Source organism: Pseudomonas sp. EA_65y_Pfl2_P78, assembly GCF_963970495.1.
Lineage (GTDB): Bacteria > Pseudomonadota > Gammaproteobacteria > Pseudomonadales > Pseudomonadaceae > Aquipseudomonas > Aquipseudomonas baetica_A.
The window spans coordinates 1-19788 of the sequence record NZ_CAXAON010000041.1 but is presented as its reverse complement, the minus strand read 5'-3'; the positions used below and the strand labels follow the sequence as shown (position 1 = coordinate 19788).

The 19788-nt window shown below is 59.7% G+C and carries 13 protein-coding genes and 1 tRNA gene; 10 read left to right on the top strand and 4 right to left on the bottom strand.

The genetic code is table 11. The features are described from left to right. Window position 1 precedes the first annotated feature (1 nt). The 3 genes from ihfA (at window position 2) to AACY02_RS23400 (ending at window position 807) form a co-directional block, all read left to right on the top strand. The gene (gene ihfA / locus AACY02_RS23410; protein WP_002553164.1) at window positions 2-304 is read left to right on the top strand and encodes an integration host factor subunit alpha; all 303 of its coding nucleotides are present in this window, start codon (window positions 2-4) and stop codon (window positions 302-304) included. After that, the gene (locus tag AACY02_RS23405; RefSeq protein ID WP_003179985.1) at window positions 285-641 is read left to right on the top strand and encodes a MerR family transcriptional regulator; all 357 of its coding nucleotides are present in this window, start codon (window positions 285-287) and stop codon (window positions 639-641) included. The genes ihfA and AACY02_RS23405 overlap by 20 nt, the downstream gene beginning before the upstream one ends. 89 nt (window positions 642-730) lie before the next feature. Then, window positions 731-807 (top strand) — tRNA-Pro (locus AACY02_RS23400). Window positions 808-851: 44 nt separating this feature from the next. Here the strand turns inward: AACY02_RS23400 and AACY02_RS23395 are convergent. Next, window positions 852-1097, bottom strand: coding sequence for a hypothetical protein (locus AACY02_RS23395; protein WP_339433978.1), 246 nt, complete (start codon window positions 1095-1097; stop codon window positions 852-854). A 115-nt stretch (window positions 1098-1212) separates the two neighbouring features. On the opposite strand from AACY02_RS23395, the gene AACY02_RS23390 reads away from it, so the two are divergent. The 3 genes from AACY02_RS23390 (at window position 1213) to AACY02_RS23380 (ending at window position 4487) form a co-directional block, all read left to right on the top strand. Continuing rightward, window positions 1213-2007, top strand: a complete 795-nt coding sequence (locus AACY02_RS23390; RefSeq protein WP_339433977.1) for a DUF6694 family lipoprotein — start codon at window positions 1213-1215, stop codon at window positions 2005-2007. 337 nt (window positions 2008-2344) lie between these two features. Beyond that, window positions 2345-3913 (top strand): sensor domain-containing diguanylate cyclase, encoded by a 1569-nt coding sequence (locus AACY02_RS23385; RefSeq protein ID WP_339433976.1) that lies wholly within the window; start codon window positions 2345-2347, stop codon window positions 3911-3913. Window positions 3914-4046: 133 nt separating this feature from the next. Beyond that, entirely contained in the window at window positions 4047-4487 is a 441-nt protein-coding gene (locus AACY02_RS23380) for a carboxymuconolactone decarboxylase family protein (protein WP_339433975.1), read from the top strand. Window positions 4488-4549: 62 nt separating this feature from the next. Here AACY02_RS23380 and AACY02_RS23375 read toward each other — a convergent pair whose 3' ends face one another. Continuing rightward, window positions 4550-5317: an AraC family transcriptional regulator gene (locus tag AACY02_RS23375; protein ID WP_339433974.1), complete on the bottom strand. Its 768-nt coding sequence runs from the start codon at window positions 5315-5317 to the stop codon at window positions 4550-4552. 101 nt (window positions 5318-5418) lie between these two features. Here AACY02_RS23375 and AACY02_RS23370 point away from each other — a divergent pair, with 101 nt between their 5' ends. From AACY02_RS23370 to AACY02_RS23360, 3 genes are all read left to right on the top strand, one after another. Further along, the gene (locus AACY02_RS23370) at window positions 5419-6552 is read left to right on the top strand and encodes an MFS transporter (RefSeq protein WP_339433973.1); all 1134 of its coding nucleotides are present in this window, start codon (window positions 5419-5421) and stop codon (window positions 6550-6552) included. Window positions 6553-6660: 108 nt separating this feature from the next. After that, window positions 6661-8388: a ShlB/FhaC/HecB family hemolysin secretion/activation protein gene (locus AACY02_RS23365; RefSeq protein ID WP_339433972.1), complete on the top strand. Its 1728-nt coding sequence runs from the start codon at window positions 6661-6663 to the stop codon at window positions 8386-8388. A gap of 112 nt (window positions 8389-8500) precedes the next feature. Continuing rightward, window positions 8501-12967, top strand: a complete 4467-nt coding sequence (locus AACY02_RS23360) for a hemagglutinin repeat-containing protein (protein WP_339433971.1) — start codon at window positions 8501-8503, stop codon at window positions 12965-12967. Window positions 12968-13047: 80 nt separating this feature from the next. Here the strand turns inward: AACY02_RS23360 and AACY02_RS23355 are convergent, their stop codons facing one another. Next, window positions 13048-16941, bottom strand: coding sequence for an amino acid adenylation domain-containing protein (locus AACY02_RS23355; RefSeq protein ID WP_339433970.1), 3894 nt, complete (start codon window positions 16939-16941; stop codon window positions 13048-13050). 377 nt (window positions 16942-17318) lie between these two features. Continuing rightward, window positions 17319-18470, bottom strand: coding sequence for an MFS transporter (locus tag AACY02_RS23350; RefSeq protein ID WP_339433969.1), 1152 nt, complete (start codon window positions 18468-18470; stop codon window positions 17319-17321). A gap of 166 nt (window positions 18471-18636) precedes the next feature. On the opposite strand from AACY02_RS23350, the gene AACY02_RS23345 reads away from it, so the two are divergent. Beyond that, complete coding sequence (locus AACY02_RS23345; protein ID WP_339433968.1) at window positions 18637-19617, top strand: diaminopimelate epimerase; 981 nt, start codon at window positions 18637-18639, stop codon at window positions 19615-19617. The last annotated feature ends 171 nt before the right edge of the window (window positions 19618-19788 follow it).

Sequence of the window (19788 nt, the reverse complement as noted above, 5' to 3'; positions counted from 1 at the left end):
TATGGGGGCTTTGACGAAAGCTGAGATGGCGGAACGTCTGTATGAAGAGCTGGGCCTGAACAAGCGGGAAGCCAAGGAATTGGTAGAACTGTTTTTTGAGGAAATCAGGCACGCTCTTGAAGACAACGAGCAGGTCAAATTGTCGGGTTTCGGCAATTTCGACCTTCGGGACAAACGCCAGCGGCCTGGCCGCAACCCGAAAACGGGGGAAGAAATCCCGATCACGGCTCGCCGTGTGGTCACCTTTCGTCCAGGGCAGAAGTTGAAGGCCCGAGTTGAGGCTTATGCTGGAACCAAGTCATAACGACGAACTTCCCGTTATCCCGGGCAAACGTTACTTCACCATCGGTGAAGTCAGCGAACTGTGTGCTGTAAAGCCACACGTGCTGCGTTACTGGGAGCAGGAGTTTCCTCAACTCAACCCCGTCAAACGCCGCGGTAACCGCCGGTATTATCAGCGCCAGGATGTGCTGATGATCCGGCAAATCCGTGCGCTCCTTTACGATCAGGGTTTCACCATCGGCGGCGCACGCTTGCGTCTGTCCGGCGATGAAGCCAAAGATGACACCACCCAATACAAACAGATGATCCGGCAGATGATTGCCGAGCTCGAAGATGTGCTGGTTGTGCTCAAGAAATAAAAAGCTGCGTTTGAATGCTTCCAGTTTTCAAAAGCTTGCGATATATTCTTGAGCGCTCTTCGAGGCGAAGAGCGATTTACAAAACCAGTCGGGGCGTAGCGCAGTCCGGTAGCGCACTAGCATGGGGTGCTAGGGGTCGAGTGTTCGAATCACTCCGTCCCGACCATATGATTCAATGACTTAGGCCAATGTTCACAGCATTGGCCTTTTTCATGCGCGTGATATTTGTGTGATATCTCCATTTTTGACGATGGTCTCGACAGAATCAGACTCGAGTTGAGGGGTGTTGAGGAAGAAGAAATCTCGTTCTACTTCTTTCGCTTCAGCATGACTGTTCAAGAGGTGTAAGCATGCAGCTTCTAATAGGGGGGGGGCGGCAACTGCAGGCGCGCGTTCAGCAACGAGCAGCGCTGTAGGCGCGGTGGGGGCATCCCGGGCAATATCTGTTCTATCCATGTATAAGCGGTATCATCACTCTATTCGGCAGTATGGGTACCGCATCGAAAGAAGCGACGGTTCGATCACCTCGCTCTTTACCCGGATTCGCTTTGTTATCAGAAGGAGAAAAAAGATGAAACGGATGTTTTTGATCGGGCTGTTCGCGGCATTACTTGCCGGTTGTGGTGATCCAAAACTGGACGCAACCACCGAAGGATCCTTGCAGGAGTCGTCTAAAAAAGTTGCTGAAAATCTGTCTCCTGACGAGAAGAAACAGTTTACGGCAGACCTGATGCTGATTGCCTTGAGCAATTTGAGTCTCGGAAATACATCGCTGGTCGGGGTACAGCAGAACAACAGTTTAAGTCTTGACGGAAAGACGGCTGCTGACGTGAATGCGATGGCGACGACTATTCGCGCAGCGACCGAGCAGAAGAAAAAAGAGCAGGCGTTGCTGGAAATCAAGGAGCTGAAGTCCAAGGCTGCTTCTGCCGAGATTGCAAAAAGCGAGCTGGCGAAGTTCGCTGTATCGAGATCCAGACTTCTGGAACAGCAGGCTGACAAGTACTCGAAGATTGCTCAGCCGGTTATCGAGTTGACGGTGCAGAATGGCACTTCGCATCCAATTTCACGCGCGTACTTCAAGGGCTCCATTGTCAGTCCTGAACGAGCCGTTCCATGGTTTGTCGACGCGTTCAATTATGAAATCAGCGGTGGCTTGGAGTCTGGTGAAGGCGCGACCTGGCAACTCTTGCCCAACAAGTTCGGCAAGTGGGGCAAGATTGAAGCGCCGGCCGGAGCCATTTTCACCGTTGAGGTTTACCGGCTTGATGGCCCGGATGGCAAGGCGCTTTTTGATGCCAGCGGTTTGAGTGAGAGTGAGCAGGCGCGACTGGATGCCCTGCAAAATCAGTATGGCGCCGCTTGATAGCCTGACTTGCATAAACCTGCTACGGCGGGTTTTTTCTGTCTATTGATCCGCATAACGCTTCAGGTGCTCTTACCTGAGGTCTTTTGCGCGCTGGCACTCTTCCAAAAGCTCATTTGACAACGTGGCGCTATTAGCCGCAAGGCTGGTGAACATTACCGTTGCAGCTATAAAAACTCGTTAATAAATATTCGAACGGCGATCATCCAAATCCACTGTGCGCCGATACAACTGGGCGGGAGCGGGGTGTTTGCCCCGTGCATACCCGTGAACTACGCTCACAAAACACAAGGATTTCGGGCTTAGTGCCCCTGTCGTACCTGTCCAGGACACGCTTTTGCCTATCCCCGTTCACGACCCGCATCATGTCCCCGGCACGCTCAAGCGCTTGCCGTTACGCAAAGCTGCGGTGCTGTTTATCGTGGCAGTGTGTTTGTGCCTGTCCGGATTGTTGTATCTGCAACTGGAGCAGTCGCGGCGTCAGGACCTGGCAGTGGCGCAGGTGGCGTCGAGTAACCTGACACGGGCGATGGCGCAGCAGGCCGAGGACACGTTCCTGGCGGCGGATCTGGTGCTGACCAGTCTGGTTGACTGGATCGAGGACGATGGTTACGGCGCTGCGCAAAAACCACGGTTGCAGAAAACGTTCGCTCGGCGAGTGCAGCAACTAGAGCAGTTGCATGGCATGTTCCTGTTCGACAGCAAGGGGCAGTGGGTGATTACCTCGTACCCTGACTTGCCCATTGGCAAGGACGTCGCCGACCGTGAATATTTCCGCTTTCATCAACAGAATGCCTCGAGGAAGGCGCACATCGGTCGGGCGATTCGCAGCCGTGAAAACGGCGAGTGGATCATCCCGATCTCCAAACGGGTCAACGATCGGGCCGGTCATTTTCAGGGTGTGTTGATGACCGGGATCAAGATGTCGTACTTCGACCGGTTCTTCGAAAGCTTCAGCCTCGACGACAAAGGCATCATGTTTCTCGGCCTGACTGACGGCACTTTGCTCGCACGTCGACCGTTTGACGAAAACCTGATCGGTTCTTCGTTGGCGCAAGGCAGCATTTATCAGACATTGCTGCCTCAAGCCCCGTCTGGCACTGCGATGATCAATTCGGTGGTCGATGGGGTGGAGCGTTTGTACGGCTACCGGCAACTGGCGTCGTATCCGCTGGTGGTTGCCGCCGGGACGTCGCGCGACACGATTCTCAAGGGTTGGTACGATCGGGCGTTTCAGTCCAGCGTGATCATTGCGCTGGTAATGCTCGGCGTCGGTCTTTTCGGCTGGGTGTTCATCCACCAGGTGCGCGACGGTGAGCGGATCGAGAAAAACCTGCGTAAGGCGCAACAGGCGCTGGAGCAGATCGCGACCCACGACAGCCTTACCGGGCTGGCCAATCGGCGCCTGTTCGAGCGCTCGCTGGAGATCGAATTCGCCCGAGGGGCCCGGCAGAGCAGCCCATTAAGCCTGATCATGCTCGATATCGATTTCTTCAAACGCTACAACGATGCCTATGGTCATGTCGCGGGTGACCATTGCCTGACACAAGTCGCCCAAGTGCTCAAGGCTTGCTGTCAGCGCAAGACCGATCTGGCGGTGCGCTACGGCGGTGAAGAGTTCGCGGTGCTGTTACCGGACACCGATATCAACGGTGCATTGGCGATTGCCGGGCAGATTCGTCGCAGCGTGATCGACAAACACATCATCCACAGCGGATCACCGACCGAATACCTCACCGTGAGCCTGGGCTGTTACGCCTTCATTCCAAGTGGCAATGACGACCCTGAAGTGTTTATTCAGCAAGCGGACGCGGCGTTGTATCAGGCGAAAAATGCCGGGCGCAATCGTGCGGCCGTGCTGTCGATGGATGGCGCTGTTGCAGAACTGATGCGCTCCGACCGCTAAGCCGATCACCTGCTTGCTGTAGGTTGTCATCTGACGTCTGAGTGGCCTCCTGTTCTTCTGGAATATTGGCTATTTGTCGAACCACGCGCCGGGGCTAACGTAGTCACACATTCACTCGCCCCGGAAACCCACCATGAAAGCTCGTACCGATTTCTACACTGCTTCCCCCGACGCCCTGAAAGCGATGATTGCCCTGGAAACGGCCGTGTCCAAGCTGCCGCTGGAAAAGCCTTTGGTTGAACTGGTCAAACTGCGTGCTTCGCAAATCAACGGCTGCGCGTTCTGCATCGACATGCACACCGCTGATGCGATCAAGGGGGGTGAAACTCCACGTCGCCTGTTCGCCGTGACCGCATGGCGTGAAGCGCCGTTCTTCAGCGACCGCGAACGCGCCGCCCTGCTGTGGACTGAGTCGCTGACTCAAGTGAGCCTGACCCACGCCCCGGACGAAGATTACGAAGTCGTCGCGGCGCAGTTCTCGCCCAAGGAAATGGTCGACCTGACCGTCGCGATCAGCACCATCAACAGTTGGAACCGTCTGGCGGTGGGTTTCCGTAAAACCCCGCAGGCCTGAGGCTTGCCCGTTATGCCTTGTGGGCGCGGTCATTGAGCGTGGCGCCAGGCATTTTCAGGTGCTTACTTGAGCCATTGGCCGGGCGTGCTACCGGTCATGGCTTTGAAAAACGCGATGAAGGCGCTGTCGCTGGCGAAGCCCAGTTCAAAACCGCAATAACCGAGACTGCGCCCGGTGGCGAGCAACTCCATGGCACGCATCAGACGCCACTGCTGGCGCCATTGCTGATAGCTCATACCGGTCTCGCGCTGGAATATCCGGCCAATGGTGCGACTGCTGGCGCCGATCTGGCGTTCCAGCATTTGCAGTTCCGGTGGCAGTTTTTCCGGTGTCGCCAGCAGTGCCGTCAGGCGCTTGTCCCGGGGCAAGGGCAAGAGCATGGGTTGTTGTGCGGCCTCGCGAATCTCGCTCACGCACAGACCCAATAGATGAACGAATTTGCCTTGCTGCCAATCGCTGTCGAAATCTGCCAATGCCATCGGCTCCAGCACCGCACGCAGCAGCGGGCTGACTTCAATCACGCACACCCCTTGCGGTAATTCTCTGCACAGTTCGGGAGTCAGGTAGATGGAGCGGTAATCCACGCTCTGTTGCATCACCGCGCGATGGACGACACCGGGCGGAATCCAGGCGGCCCGCGACGGTGGCAGCAAACACAACTGCTGCGCCAGGGTGATACGGGTGCAGCCCTGGCGGGTGTAAAGCAGTTGCCCGCGTTGATGGCGGTGTAGACCGGAATCGTGATCGCCGCCCAGGCTGGAGGCGATGCCGATGACCGACGCGCAATAGCGATCAGGGTCAAAATTCGTGTGGGCATTGAGCCAGGCCATGGTTTGTCCGATATCAACGATAAGTTGTCAGGGTTTTGATAATACGTCATCCGTTGCTCCCTAGACTCCTCGGCAGTTTTTGTATGAGGAGTAACGGTGAGATGAACAACAGACATTTATTGGTGTTGGCGATTGCGCTGCTGATGTTTCCGCAAATTGCCCAGACCCTCTACAGCCCGGCGCTCGGCGATATCGGCCGTGCGTTTGGCGTTGGCCCGCAAGCGGCTGGGCAGACCTTGTCGGTGTATTTCCTGGCGTTTGCCTTTGGCGTGGTGACGTGGGGGAGGGTGTGCGACCGGATTGGTCGGCGCCCGTCGATGCTTGCCGGTTTGGCGATCTACGCGGTGGCTTGCGTGATCGGCTTGAGCGTGCAGAGTTTCCAGGGATTATTGATCGCCCAAGCCTTGGCGGCATTTGGCGCCGCTGTCGGTTCTGTGGTGACCCAAACCTTGTTGCGCGACCGCTTTCAAGGCGCGGAACTGGCGCAGGTTTTTTCGCTGGTGGGCATGGCTCTGGCAGCCAGTCCGGCGCTAGGGCTGTTCGCCGGAGCGGGGCTGGTTCAAGGGTTTGGCTATCGCGGCGTACTCGGTGCGCTGTTGCTGATTGCAGTGGCGTTGTGGCTGTGGAGTTGGCGCGCCTTGCCGGAAACTCGTGCGCAACCATTGTCCAGCGTGGGCCTGTTCCAAACCCTGGGGCGCATGGTGCATGACGTTGGGATCTGGCGCTCGGCCTTGTGGATCGCCTTGTTCAACGTGTCACTGTTCAGTTATTACAGTCTCGGCCCCTTTGTGTTTGAACGTCTTGGTTTGAGCGCAAGCATGTTCGGCTACAGCGGCGTGATTCTTGCGCTTGGCTCAGGTTTTGGAGCATGGCTGAACAAACGTCTGCTGCGCCGCGGTTTCAACGCGCTGCAATTGATTCGACTCGCCGCACTGAGCGGTTTGCTCGGTGGTGCAGGTGTTTGGGCGATGCAGGACAGCGGTGCGTTCATCTTGCCCATGTTGCTGGTGGTGCTGGCGTTCGGTATGGCGATTCCGAATATCCTTGGTTCTGCGCTGGTCAATTACACGGATCGCCTGGGCACCGCAGGGGCGTTGTTAGGGCTGCTTTATTACCTGCTGATTGGCGCGGGATTGATGCTCGCCGGTTGGTCGCAGGCACTCGGGGAAACCCTGATAGTGTGCAGCGGCGTGGCGTTGCTGCTGACATTCAACGCAAGTAAATCAATTGTTTAAGAAGTGTAAGCGATGTAGGAAGCGTCTTGCATTTGTGTAGGAGGGCTCCGACTATCACGATCATTGATAGGGTGGCATTGCGCCATTTGATGATCGCAAGGAAGTTGCGTGCCGTATTCGTTCCACGTTGTTTATCGTCGTCGATTCACGCTTTGCCCGCTGCTGTCGGCCTTTGTGTTGAGCGTGTGTGCCTCCTCGCTTGAAGCTGCCGAACCTGTCGCGCCGGGCCAGGAAGTATTGCGCCAGCAACAACAGCAACAGCGCGATTTGCAACAACTGCAACTGGAACAAAGAAAGCGGCAACTGGAGCGCGGCGCGTTCGGCCCCGCGTCGGTAACCCCAGCCATTCCCCAAACCGTTACCCCCGATGAGCGTTGCTGGCCACTGAGCGGCACGCGCATCGGCGGCGTCACGCTGATCGACAGCGCCAAGCTCAACGCACGCCTCAAACCGCTATTGTCGCCGTGCATGGGCGTCGGCCAGATCAATCATCTGCTGGCGACCATCACTGCGATCTACGTCGAGAAGGGCTACATCGCCAGTCGCCCCTACCTGAGCAGCGCCCCGGCAGCGGGGCAGTCGCTGGACATCATGGTCGACGAAGGCTACATCGAGTCGATCGAACTGGCCGATCAGAGCCTGCCGGTTTCGCTGGGTGGCGCCTTCCCCGGGATGCTCGGCGGACCGTTGAACCTGCGTGATCTGGAGCAGGGGCTGGATCAGTTGAACCGTTTGCGCTCAATCGATCTCACCGCCGACATTGCGCCCGGCAGTCAGCCTGGCGCCTCGCGGATCATCTTGCGTTCGCGCACCTCTGGTCAGTCGCGCTGGGCCTTGAATGCCGGGCTCGACAACCTTGGCAGTGCCAGCACCGGGCGTGATCGCGACAGCGTCAGCCTGAGCCTCGACAGCCCGTTGGAACTCAACGATCTGTTGAGCCTCAGCGCCAGCGACACGTTAAACCAGGGTGATCGCTACAGTCGTAACGCCAGCCTCTACTACGCGATCCCTTACGGTTACTGGACGTACAGCGTGTTCGCCAGCCATGCCGAATATCGTGCGCCGTTCAAATTGCCCAGCGTGACCTTTCACACCACCGGCATCACCGATCAGATCAGTCTGCGTGCCGACCGCGTTTTGTGGCGCGACCAGAGTCGTCAGCTCAGCGCCAACCTGCAACTGGCGCACAAGGACGTCGACAGCTATCTGGAAAACGTCCGGCTGGGCATTCAGAGCCCGACGCTGACTGTGGCCGAGGCCGGACTGAACCTGTTCTGGCTCGACCGCGCGGTGTGGAACCTTGATGTCAATTACGCCCAGGGTCTGCGCTGGTTCGGCGCCGATGACGACTCACAGCATCAGGTCAACAACCTGCCCAAGGCGCAGTTTCGCAAGTACCGCGCCGGCCTCAGCCAATGGCGCAACGGTCAGCTCGGCGCGCAAGCCTGGCAGTGGCAGAGCCAGCTCAACGTGCAGTACAGCCCCGATCCGCTACCGGCCATCGAACAACTGCTCGGCACCGACGATTCGGCGGTGCGCGGTTATCGGGTCAGCAGCGCCTCCGGTGCCAGCGGTGCGCTCTGGCGCAACACGTTGCGCCTGCCGCTGCGCAGCGAATGGCCGGTGCAGATTACCCCGCGTGTCGGTCTCGACCATGGCTGGATCAAGGCCGATCACGGCGCACAGGGCCAACGCCTGAGCGGCGCCAGTGTTGGGCTGAATCTGGGCTGGAAGAACCTGCAAGTGGACCTCGATTACCAGCGCGCCCTCAACATTCCCAACGGTTTGCAGCACGAGCCGCCCACCTGGCTGATGCGTGTGGGTGTGCAGATATGACCCTTGTTTAAACCAATCAAGCAGTGAACAAACAGCCGTTGGATCTGAGCGCGACAGCCACGGCCAGGAAAAATCGCGCGACGTGATGCCGTCCTTCCATGGAGACGTTTTTATGCCAGCACCTACCTTTGCATTTCATCTTTCTCCTCGGGGCAAACTGCGCTGGGCGATTGCCAGCCTGTTCTTCGCCATCCACCTGCCAAGCGCATTGGCCGGCGGAGTCGTGGTCGCCCCGGGCCCCGGCGGTACCGCGCAATTGCAAACCCAGGGCGGTGTGCCCATCGTCAACATCGTTGCACCCAACGGCTCGGGTCTGTCGCACAATCAGTTCCTCGACTACAACGTCGATCGTCAGGGCCTGGTGCTCAACAACGCGTTGCAGGCCGGGCAATCACAACTCGCCGGGCAACTGGCAGCCAACCCGCAACTGCGGGGTCAAGCGGCAAGCGTGATCCTCAACGAAGTGATCAGCCGCAACCCCTCGGCCATCAACGGTGCGCAGGAAATCTTCGGTCGCGCTGCCGACTATGTGTTGGCCAACCCTAACGGCATCTCGGTGAATGGCGGCAGTTTCATCAACACGCCGAACGCTAATCTGGTGGTCGGCCGCCCGGAATTGAACGACGGCAAACTGCAGGCCTTGAGTACCCGTGATGCCAGTGGTCAGTTGCAGATTCAGAGCGGCGGCCTGCGTAACGGCGAGGGCTCGATCAACCTGATCGCGCCGCGTATCGACAGCCAGGGCGCGATCAATGCCCGCGATCAATTGAACCTCACGGTCGGGCGCAATCAGGTTGATTACGCCAGCGGCCAAGTGAAAACCGTAGACCCTGCTGGCAACACCGGCGATCAACGCATTGATGCCAGCCTGTTTGGCGCGATGCAGGCTGGACGCATCAATATCGTCAGCACGGCCGAAGGTGCGGGTGTCAGGGTTGGTGCAGTACACGTTGCGGGGCGCGACGGTGTGCAGATTCGTTCGGCCGGTGACCTCAGCGTCAGCGGCGAAGCTGTACCCAACAGCCTCGAAGTGACGCGTGCGGGCATCCGCAGCAGCGCTGGCGACGTGGGTTTGCACAGCGGCAAGGATCTGACCCTCGCCGCCACCGATGTCAGCGGCCGTGACGTTACGGTCGACGCCAAACGCAACCTGACCTTGACCACGGTCCAGAGCCGCAAGCTCCAGGAAAAGCGCGAGAACTGGAGCAATAGCACGATCGGCATCACCTGGGAAACCTACGACCGCACCCAGACCGACGCTGATTCGCGTCAACATGGCAGCCAGATCATCGCCAGCCGTGACGCCAAACTGTCGTCAGGCAAAGACACCGAATTGAAGGCCGCCAAGGTCGAGGCCGCTAACAATCTCAGCGTGCAAAGCGGCGGCGATCTGCGCCTGACCGCCGCCACCGAAAGCCACACCCAGACCGATCAAGGCAACCACCGCAAACACCTGTGGAAAGCCAATTGGAACACCAGCAGCGAAGAGCAGCGCAGCGTCACCACCCAGTTGAAGGCTGGCAACATCGCCTTGAAAACCGCTGCGTTGTTGCGTTCCGAAGGCGCCGAGCTGGACAGCTCGGGCGACTTGCAACTGGCTGGCAAGCAAGTGGAAATCGCCACTGCCACGCGCACCCATCGCAGCAGCGACAATAGCTACTCCGGCGATCTGGTCGGCGGCAGTTTCTTCGGCAAGACCGGTGATGCCGACAAGGGCCAGACCCAGCACCAGGGCAGCAAAATCAACGCGGCTGGCAAACTGATCGTCAAGGCGCACGACGTACGCATCAGCGGCAGCCAGGTGCGTGGCGGCACCGACGCCAGTGTGATCAGTGACAAGGGTTCGCTGGTCATCGACGGCGTACAGGACACCTCGCACAGCAACAACCACGACAAGGACAGCAAGTTCTTCGGCATCACCAAGGACGAGTCGCGCCAGAACGCCAAGGACAGCACCACGGTGCGCAGTGAACTGGTGTCCGACAGCAACCTCAAGCTCAAAAGCGCCAAGGACATCGAAGTGGCCGGTTCCACGGTCAAGGCTGACGGCGCGCTGACGGCCGATGCGGCGGGGGATGTGAACGTGCATTCGGCGCAGAACACCCACGACAGCACCCATAGCACGCAGACCCGTGGCTTCGACGCTTACGCGAAAGAGCAAACGCCAGAGCAATATCGCGCCGGGATTCATTACGAAGACAAGCAGCAAACGGTGACCCGTAATGACGTCACCCAGCAAGGCGCCAGCCTCAGCGGCGGCAGCGTGCAGGTGAAGGCCGGTGGCGATCTGACGATCAAGGGCGGCGAGGTCAAATCCACTGCGGGCGACACCCACCTCAGCGGCAGGAATGTATCGTTGCTGGCCGAGCAGGACAGCCACAAAACCTCCACCGACAAGAGCAGCACGGGTGGCGGCTTCTACTACACCGGCGGCCTCGACCGCGCCGGCAGTGGCGTCGATTTCGCCCACAGCACTTCGCAAGACACCACGAGCAAAACCACGGCGCAAACCAGCAGCGTGCACAGCAGCGGCAACCTGATGATCAATGCCGACAAGCTCGCCACCGAGGGCGCTCAAGTGAAGGCTGGCAGCGGCCTGAATGTTGCGGCCAACGAAATCGACAACCGCGCCGCCAGCAACACCCAAAGCAGCAGCCACAACGAGAGCAACTGGTCGGCGGATATCGGCGCCAACGTCGAATACAAAGACATCGCCCGGCCGATTGCCGGCGCCATCAAAGACGTGATCGGCGGCAAGCTGCCGGACAAGGATGCATTGGCTAATGTCGGTCAGCCGAACGTTGGTATCGACGTCGCAGTCGGCCACGGCAGTGCCAGCAAAACCGAGCAAACCAGTAGCGCCGTGGTCAGCCGTTTTGAGGGCGGTAATGTAGACGTCAACGTGGCTGGAACGCTGCACGATCAGGGCACCGAGTACAACGCCACTGCCGGCAAGGTGAACATTACGGCAGACAAACTGGTCGCCGATGCGGCAAGCGACACCCACAGCAGCACCGATAACGCCGTGGACGCCAAGGTCGACGTGCGCGTCTACACCAAAACCGGTGAAGACGTGAACGTTGCCGGCAGCGGGGCGGGGGGCAGCAGTGCGTCCAGCAAGGACAGCTCCACCGCCGTGGTCGGCGTTTATGCCGGCAACCAGGGCGTGAACATCAAGGTGGGCGGTGATGCGCAGTTCGAAGGCAGCCGTTTCGACGGTGGGCAGGGCGGCGTCAGTATCAAGACTGACGGCAACCTGGCGCTCAATCAGGCCAATGATCGCCAGAGCAGCGACACCTCCAGCCTGCGCGGCAACGCTTCGCTGACGGTCGGTACCTTGCCGGGCACCGATGGCACCAACGTCGATCTCGGTGCCGGGTTCCAGCTCGATCACAGCGGCAAGCAAGCCACTGACACTCAGGCCCACGTGGCGAGCATCAGTGGCAACGGCGTGCAACTGAGCAGCGGCGGTAATCAGATCCAGCAAGGCACGAAAATCGACAGCGCGGGCGCCATCGATTTGCAGGCCGATGGCAAACTTGACCTGCAAGCCGCCAGCGACACCCACACCGCCACCGGCAGCAATCTGGGCGGTGGTTTGAAGGGCGGCGGTAGCAAAACCAGCAGCGAGAAGAGCCGTGATCAGGGTGGTAATCTGAGCGGCAACTTCAACATCGGTCGAGTCAACGAGAACTCGCAGACCCTGACCGGTGGTCAACTCAACAGCCAAACCTCGGTCGCACTGAGCGGTGATGCGGTGCATCTGCAAGGCACTCAAGTCAGCGCACCCCACGTCAGCATCGACGCGCAGAAGGGTGGTTACGTGCAGGAGTCGGCGCAGTCCACCGACAGCCGCAACAACTGGAACGTGGCGCTGAATGCCGGTGGCAACCTGAGCAGCAAAACGCCGACATCAGCCGATGAAAAAGCCAGCAGCGATCACGGCTTCAATGCCGGGGCCAAGGTTGGCGTGGATTACCTGCAAGGCACCACGCAGCAGAACAGCCAGATCAAGGCTGACAGCGTGGTGTTGAATAGTGCGGGTGACGCGCAACTGGCGGGGGCGCGGATTGAGGCGAAGAACGTCGGCGGTGAAGTCGCCGGTAATCTGAGTGTCGAAAGCCGTCAGGACTCGCAGACCCACGCCAAGGTCGACGTCGATCTGGGGCTGACAGCGAAGAAAAACCCACCCAGCGACAAGGAAAAACTTGCCGGCACCGACTACAAGCCAACGCTGAAAGCGCAGGGTGAATACGCGCACAAGGACAGCGTGAAACAAGCCTCCGGCATCAGCGCTAGCCAAGGTGTGAATCTGACTGTTCGCGGCGCCACGCAACTCACTGGCGCGCGGATTTCGGCGAGTGAAGGCAAGGTTGATCTGGGGGGGGCGAAGGTCAGCAGTACCGACCTGAGCAACCTCGATTACGGCGTAAAAGCCGGGCTGGATCTGCCACAGAAAAAGGAAGAAAACGCAGCGAAGGTTTCCTTTGAGAACGGCAATCTGAAAGTCGGCCCGGTCACCCTGAGCGGTCATCTGGACGGCCAGCCGCTGCAGGCAGGGATCGACGAAAAAGGCTAATGACCCGCCACCCCATGCAAGAGCGGGCTTGCTCCTGCATGGGGTTCTCGCCGGGCACCGCAATGGTGTCCAGTGAGCCCTTACACGCTGAGGATTTGCTGTTGCTTATGCGTGTTCGTTACCTGGCGCTCCAGCAACGCCTCGACAAACTGCTTGCCGAATTGTTCCAGATACTGCCGCTGCAATAGGCATTCATGCGGTGCCTCAACGTCGTGCTGGATCAACTCACCGCTGATGTACGGCGCCCACAAGGCTGGCTGCTGTTCGTCCTGACGCAGGATGTCGGTGGTGGCGCGGATGAACAGCAAATCACCGTTGAACACCTCGTACTGTGTACGTGCGAGCAACTCCAGCATCCGCTTCGAATCGTCTACCAGACGGGTCAGGAACTCATCGCCGATATGCCGGCTGCCGAGCACTTCTTCCATCGCACTTTTCAGCCCCTTGAGCCCTGCACGGGGCGTGCCGACGATGGCGCGGGTCATGCGGCTGATGATCATCGCGTCGTCAAGTTTCAACGAAGCCTGGCCACCTTGCAGCGGGTAGCTGTCGAACATGCAAAGGAAGCTCACTTCACGCCCGCGCGCCTGCAGCATCGCGCCAATACGCAGCGCGAGGTTGCCACCCACCGACCAACCGGCCAGTTGATACGGCCCCTCGGGATGCAGGTCGACGATGCGTTGAAGGTATTCCGCGGCCAGATCATCCAGTGATTCGATGACTCGCGTCGGATCGCGCAGGATCGGCGATTGCAACGCGTACAACGGCTGATTTTCCGGCAGAAACGGCAGCAGACCGGCATAGGGCCAGGCAATCCCGCCGCCTGGATGGATGCAGAACAGCGGTGGCCGTGAACCTTCGCTGCGCAGCGTCAGAACGGCGTCGAATGGATCGCTGTCACCGCTGTTGTTTTGCAGACGCTGGGCCAGTTGTCGCGGGGTGGGGGCTGCGAGGAAATCGGCGATGCCCAGAGCAACACCAAACCGCTCCTTGATCCGGCTGATCAGTTGCAGCCCTAGCAGCGAATGGCCGCCGAGGTCGAAGAAACTCTGGTTGGCGAACACTTCGTTGCAGTCCAGCGCTTCGGCGAACAGCTTGCACATCGCCGCTTCTTCTGGCGTCTGCGCAGGTGACAGTTCACAGGCGTCGTAGAGTACCGCCGCGGGCAGACGATCCATCGCCAATTTACCGTTGGGCGTCAGCGGGAATTGGGCGACGCACATGATCACGCTCGGCACCATGTGCTGCGGCAGATGCCGGCCCAGTGCCTGTTTGAGCTGCTGACTGTCGAGACTGGAGTCCTTGCTGGCGACATAGCCGACAATGGCCGGGCCGTGGACAAGTTCACGCAACATCACCGCGGCGTCGTCGACTCCAGCGCAACCAAGCAGAACGTTTTTGATCTCGTCCAGTTCTATGCGCAAACCGCGCAGTTTGATCTGATTGTCCTGGCGGCCGAGGTAATGAATGCGCCCGGCGTGATCGAAGAACACCCGGTCACCTGCGCGGTACATCGTGCTCGCGCCGTCGAGCAGATCGGCAACAAAGCCTTTGGCGGTGAGATCGGGACGGTTGCGATAACCGCGCGCAACGCCCGGGCCGCCGATGAACAGATCACCCCAGGCCCCGGGTGGCAGCAAGCGCTGCTGGCCGTCGAGCACATACAGGCGCGTGTTGGCAGTGGCCGGCCCGATCGACAGATCCCCCGTGCCATAGCAGGCGTTGATCGAGGTGGCGAACGAGGTTTCCGTCGGGCCATAGACGTTGAGCAGGCGGCAATGCGAGAAGCGCGCGAGTAACGCCGGTGTACACGACTCACCGCCGAGCATGAGCACGGTGTCCTGCGGAAAGTCTTCGGTCTGATGGCAGGCAAGCAGGCTCGGGGTCATCACCAAAAGGTTGATGCCTTCACGCTTGACCAGTGTGGCCAAAGCTCTTCCGGGGCTACTGCTGACTTTGTCGGTGATCACCAGTTCAGCGCCGGCGAGCAAGGTCATCATGATTTCCAGCACCGACATGTCGAAACCGGCAGCGATGAATTGCAAGACTCGCGCGTGCGGCTTTAATTGCGCGGCATTGATGGCGGTGCGGGCGATCGGCACCAGATTGCGCTGCGTGACTTCGACGCCTTTGGGCTTGCCGGTGGAACCTGAGGTGTAGATCAGATAGCCCGGCAGTCCTGCATCGAATGGCGACAAAGGTTCAGTCGCCGTCGGTAGTTGCGCGAGGGTTTCGGCAGTCAGCCATAGCAGTTTTTCGGCAGCGATCTCGACTTTGAGTTGACTGCCCGGTGCGACGATCACCACGGTCGGGCTGGCATCGCTGAAAATGTGTTCGATGCGCGCCTCGGGCAGATCCGGATCGACCGGTACATAACAGGCGCCAAGTTTGAACAGGGCCACGGCGGCCACTGCCCATTCGAGGCTGCGCGAGAACATCACCACCACGCAGTCCCCGGCCTGCACACCACGCTCACGCAGATGTACCGCAAGGCGCGTGGCGTCATCGTCGAGGCGGGCATAGCTCAAGGTCCGTGCGCCTTGCGACAGTGCCGGGTGCTCGGCGTAATCGCGCACAGCGTCGGCAAAGGCCTCGGCGAATAACGGGAGTTTTTCCTGATGTGCAGGCAGTGCGTAATGGCGATGCTGCTCGTGGGGCAGGAACAAGTCGTAGTCGGCCGCAAGGGTTTGGGGCGAATTGGCGAAGTGTTCGAACAGTGCCGTCAGGCGCTGATAGTGCAGTTCAAGAGCCTCGGCAGCATATAGATCGGCATTGGCGTTGAATCCGATCTCCAGCCGACCATCGTCGTGGCGGTCGAAAATATCGATGCCCAAATGATCCGCCGGGCCATTGGCCACGTTCTGGATGGTCGTGTCGCAACCGGCAAAACCCGGACCTTGATCGTACGCAACGATGTTCAGCAGCGTGTTGAACAGCGGCTTGTTACCACGCTCGGTGTGCAGGTCGCGGATCATGCTTTCGCTGCGATAGTTTTGGTGCAGAAGGTGATGGCGCAGTTGTCGCTGCACGTTCGCCGCCACCGTCAGCACAGTGCTTTGAGGCGTGAACGACAAGTGCAGCGGCAGGATGTTAGCGACCATCGACGGCACATTGCGCAATGCCTTGAGCTGACGCGCCGCCACCGGCATGCCCAGGGCCAGTTCGTTTTGCCCGGTCATGCGGTGCAGGTATGTCGCGCACAGCGCCAGCAGAATGCTCGACAGGCGTAGCTTATGTTCGCCCGCCGCCGCGCGCAGTTGTAACAGGGTTTCACCGCCGAACACCTTGCGCAGACGATTGAGTTTGATCAGCGGCGCATCACCGGGCACCAGTTGTGTCGGCTCGGGCATCTTCAGGCAGTACTGGCGCCAATAGGTACGATCCTTGGTGTACATGTCGCTATGGCGATAGTCCTCCTGCGCATCAAACACGCTCGACAGCGGCGCCAGCTCGAGTTTTTCGACCGCCTCGCCACGACTGAGCGCGTTGTAATGGGCCGTGATGTTGCTGAACACAATGCCGTGGCTGAAACCGTCCACCACCAGGTGTGAAGCCAACTCGATCATGCGGTAGTGCTGTGGTGCGAGACAGATCAGCACGTAACGGGCCAGCGGCCCGTGTTGCAAATCCATTTCCTGGTGCAGCAGGTACTCGAGCAGATCTTTGTAGGCGTCCAAAGGATTGGCGTGATCACTGACGTCCAGGCTTTCGAACGCCTTGGCGGGAAGGGCATCGGTAGGCTGAATGTGTTGTGCGTAGGTGCCGGTAGCCGCGTCTATATCGAAGGTCGCGCGCAAGGTGTCGGTTTGCAGGAATTGCGTGCGGATGGCGGCTTCGAGCCATTCAAGATTCAGCTCGCCACGCAGTTCGATGACGTCGCACAAGTGGTAGTTAAGATTGCTGTGGCTCTGGCTGATCGCCAGGCAGACTTCCTGTTGCGCCGTGGAAAGCGGGCACGGGTGTACGTCACGCATAAGAGTCATCCTTTCTTCCGTTGCGTCGGGTTTTTTGCAGGCAATAGCGTGCCTATTCCACTTGGCGCAAAAGCGACAGAGGCGGAATCGACGGCAAGCGCCGTTTCAGTTTTTTCAGAGGTGCGCCAGGTGAGTCAGGCGGGGCTGGAACCTTTGCTTGACGCCAATCCTTGGCGGTGTTTCTTGTTGTTGGCTTGACGCATTTGGTAACACGTCGGCACTTAACTTAGGTGCAGGAAATGCCGCTGTCAACTAACTGATTTGTGAGTTTTGACAGGGGGATTTTCTGCAGGCGCTGACGGAGGCCGCCACTTTTTGACCTTTGCGTTAGAACAGCACAATCAAAAAGTCCTCCTGATCCGGCAGGTGCACTCGGTTCAGACCTTCAACACTTTGCCACCCATGGCCACGGCCACCAGCAACACCGCCATCAACCCGAACGCAAAACTCAAACTGCTGGCATGGGCAACAAAACCAATCACCGCCGGCCCGGCCAGAATCCCTGCATAGCCCAGTGTGGTGATTGCTGGCACGGCGATGCTTTCCGGCATCACGGTTTGTTTACCGACGGCGGTGTAGAGCACCGGCACGATGTTCGAGCAGCCGGCGCCGACCAGCGCATAGCCGACCAGCGCGGCTTGCCAGCTCGGCGCGAAGGTCGCCAGAAACAGGCCTGCCGCCGCCAATAAACCGCCGAACAGGATAATGCGCGTGGCGCCGACAATGCGGACGATCCGGTCACCCATCAAGCGTCCTGCGGTCATGGTCAGGGCAAACGCGGCATAACCCAAACCGGCGTACGCGGTTTCGATCCCGCGTTCCTGCGTCAGGAACACCGCACTCCAGTCCAACGCCGCGCCTTCGGTGAGAAACACGATCAAGCACATCCCGCCAATAAACAGCACGATGCCGTGCGGTACGGCAAATGCCGGGCCGGCGCTTTCGCTACCGTAAGGCAGCATATGGGGCACGCACTTGCACAACGCGGCAAACAGCACCGCCACCACCACCAGCATTGCCGTCAGCGGTGTCAGCCCAAGGCCGAGCAGGGCGCTGACGCCGGCCGCGCCTACAATCCCGCCGAGACTGAACAAGCCGTGAAAGCCCGACATCATGTGCTTGCCGCTGGCGCGTTCGACGATCACCGCTTGCAGGTTCACCGTCGAATCCACCGTGCCCAGCCCTGCGCCGAACATGAACAGCGTGGCGACCAATGCCGGTATCGATGACACCGTCGCCAGCAACGGTAACGCCGCGCAGATCAGCAGCGTGCCGCCGGTTGCCACGCGGCGACAGCCGAACCGCGCCGCGAGAATCCCCGCCAATGGCATCGCCAGGATCGAACCGACGCCCAGACATAACAACAACAGTCCCAGCGTGCCCTCATCGAGTCCGGCCCGAGCCTTGGCGTACGGCACCAGCGGCGCCCACGCGGCGATGCCGAGCCCGGCGATGAAGAACGCGATGCGTGTGGAGATCTGTTGCAGGCGTCCGGGGACGAAGGTGTCTTGGGGGGTGAGGCTGGTCATATCGATCCTTGGCAAAAAACATCGCGTCCCCGAAGGACAGTGACTGGGCGTCGAGGTTCGATCGCAGGCCTTCGGGACGTGCAGCCCACATCCTAACCCGCTCCCACATGGATCGTGCCAGCCGGTAAGGTGATGTGCTTTGCAAACGCGGATTCAGGAGCCAGTGATGACGCAGTTCTACGATGCCCGAGGCAACCTCTATGGGGTGATTTCGCCCCAAGCGCTGCGTGAGGCCGGTATTGAGTTACCCGCCAGCGCCGCCGACTGTGCGTCATCACGGCAGGCGTGGAGTCATCTGGCTGTAGCGCTTTGTTGCGACTGGCCCGAGGGGCAGGCACCTGAGGGGAGCAAATCCCACCGCAGCGACGGGTTGCTGGTTGGCCCGTTTCAGGCCGCGCCGCCGTTTGATGTCTTGATCGTCAACACCGACGGCACACTCGCCGAACGCAGCGGCAACGGCCTGACGATTTTCTCCCAAGCGCTGAGCGAGCAAGGTGTGCTGCCGGCACATGGGGCGCTGCTGCGCGTCCATCACGACAAGGGCCAACCGGTGGAAACCTCGGTGAAACCGGCCGAAGTCGAAGGCGTAAAAGGCTTTTGGCTTGACCTCGGCCAACCCGGATTCGGCCCATCGGCAGTCGGTGCGCAGAATGTCGAAAGCCGTGAGCTCAATGGGCGGGACGTGAGCCATGTTCCTGCCTTGGCGCAACTCGATCCCGCGTGGCGCCACAGCCAGTTCGTGCGTATCGGCAATCCGCATTGCGTGACGCTGCTCAGCGATGCGGCCGCTTTGCCGAGCAACGATCAGATGCGCGTTTCACCGCTGACCGAAGGCCTGACCCGGATTGCCTACGCAATGCCGACCGGCGTTGGCAATCCTTGTCCGGCGGGTGTGAACCTGCAATGGGCCGCGCGCGGATCAGCGCAGCGGATCATCGCGCGGGTATTCGAACGCGGCGAAGGGCCGACGGCGTCATCGGGCACCAGTGCCAGTGCGGTGGCTTGCGCGGCGTGGCGTGCAGGCTGGGTCACGGCCGCAGAAGTTTACGTGGAGATGCCTGGCGGAACTGCCCCCATTTTGCTGCAAGCACACAAGGGAGAACTGAACCGCGTGCGTTTGTTCGGAACGGCACGGTTAACTGATTAGCCGGTTACCCACATTTGTATGGCGGGTGATGCGGCTATTGCGAACTGATGCTCTGCGTCAGTTTCAGAAACTTCGGGATGACGGCCTCGGGCGCAGGCGTCAGGTCCTTCAAACCGTCAGTGCCTTTTTGAAAGGTGAACATCTGCGCCGCAATCAACGGACTGACCAAAC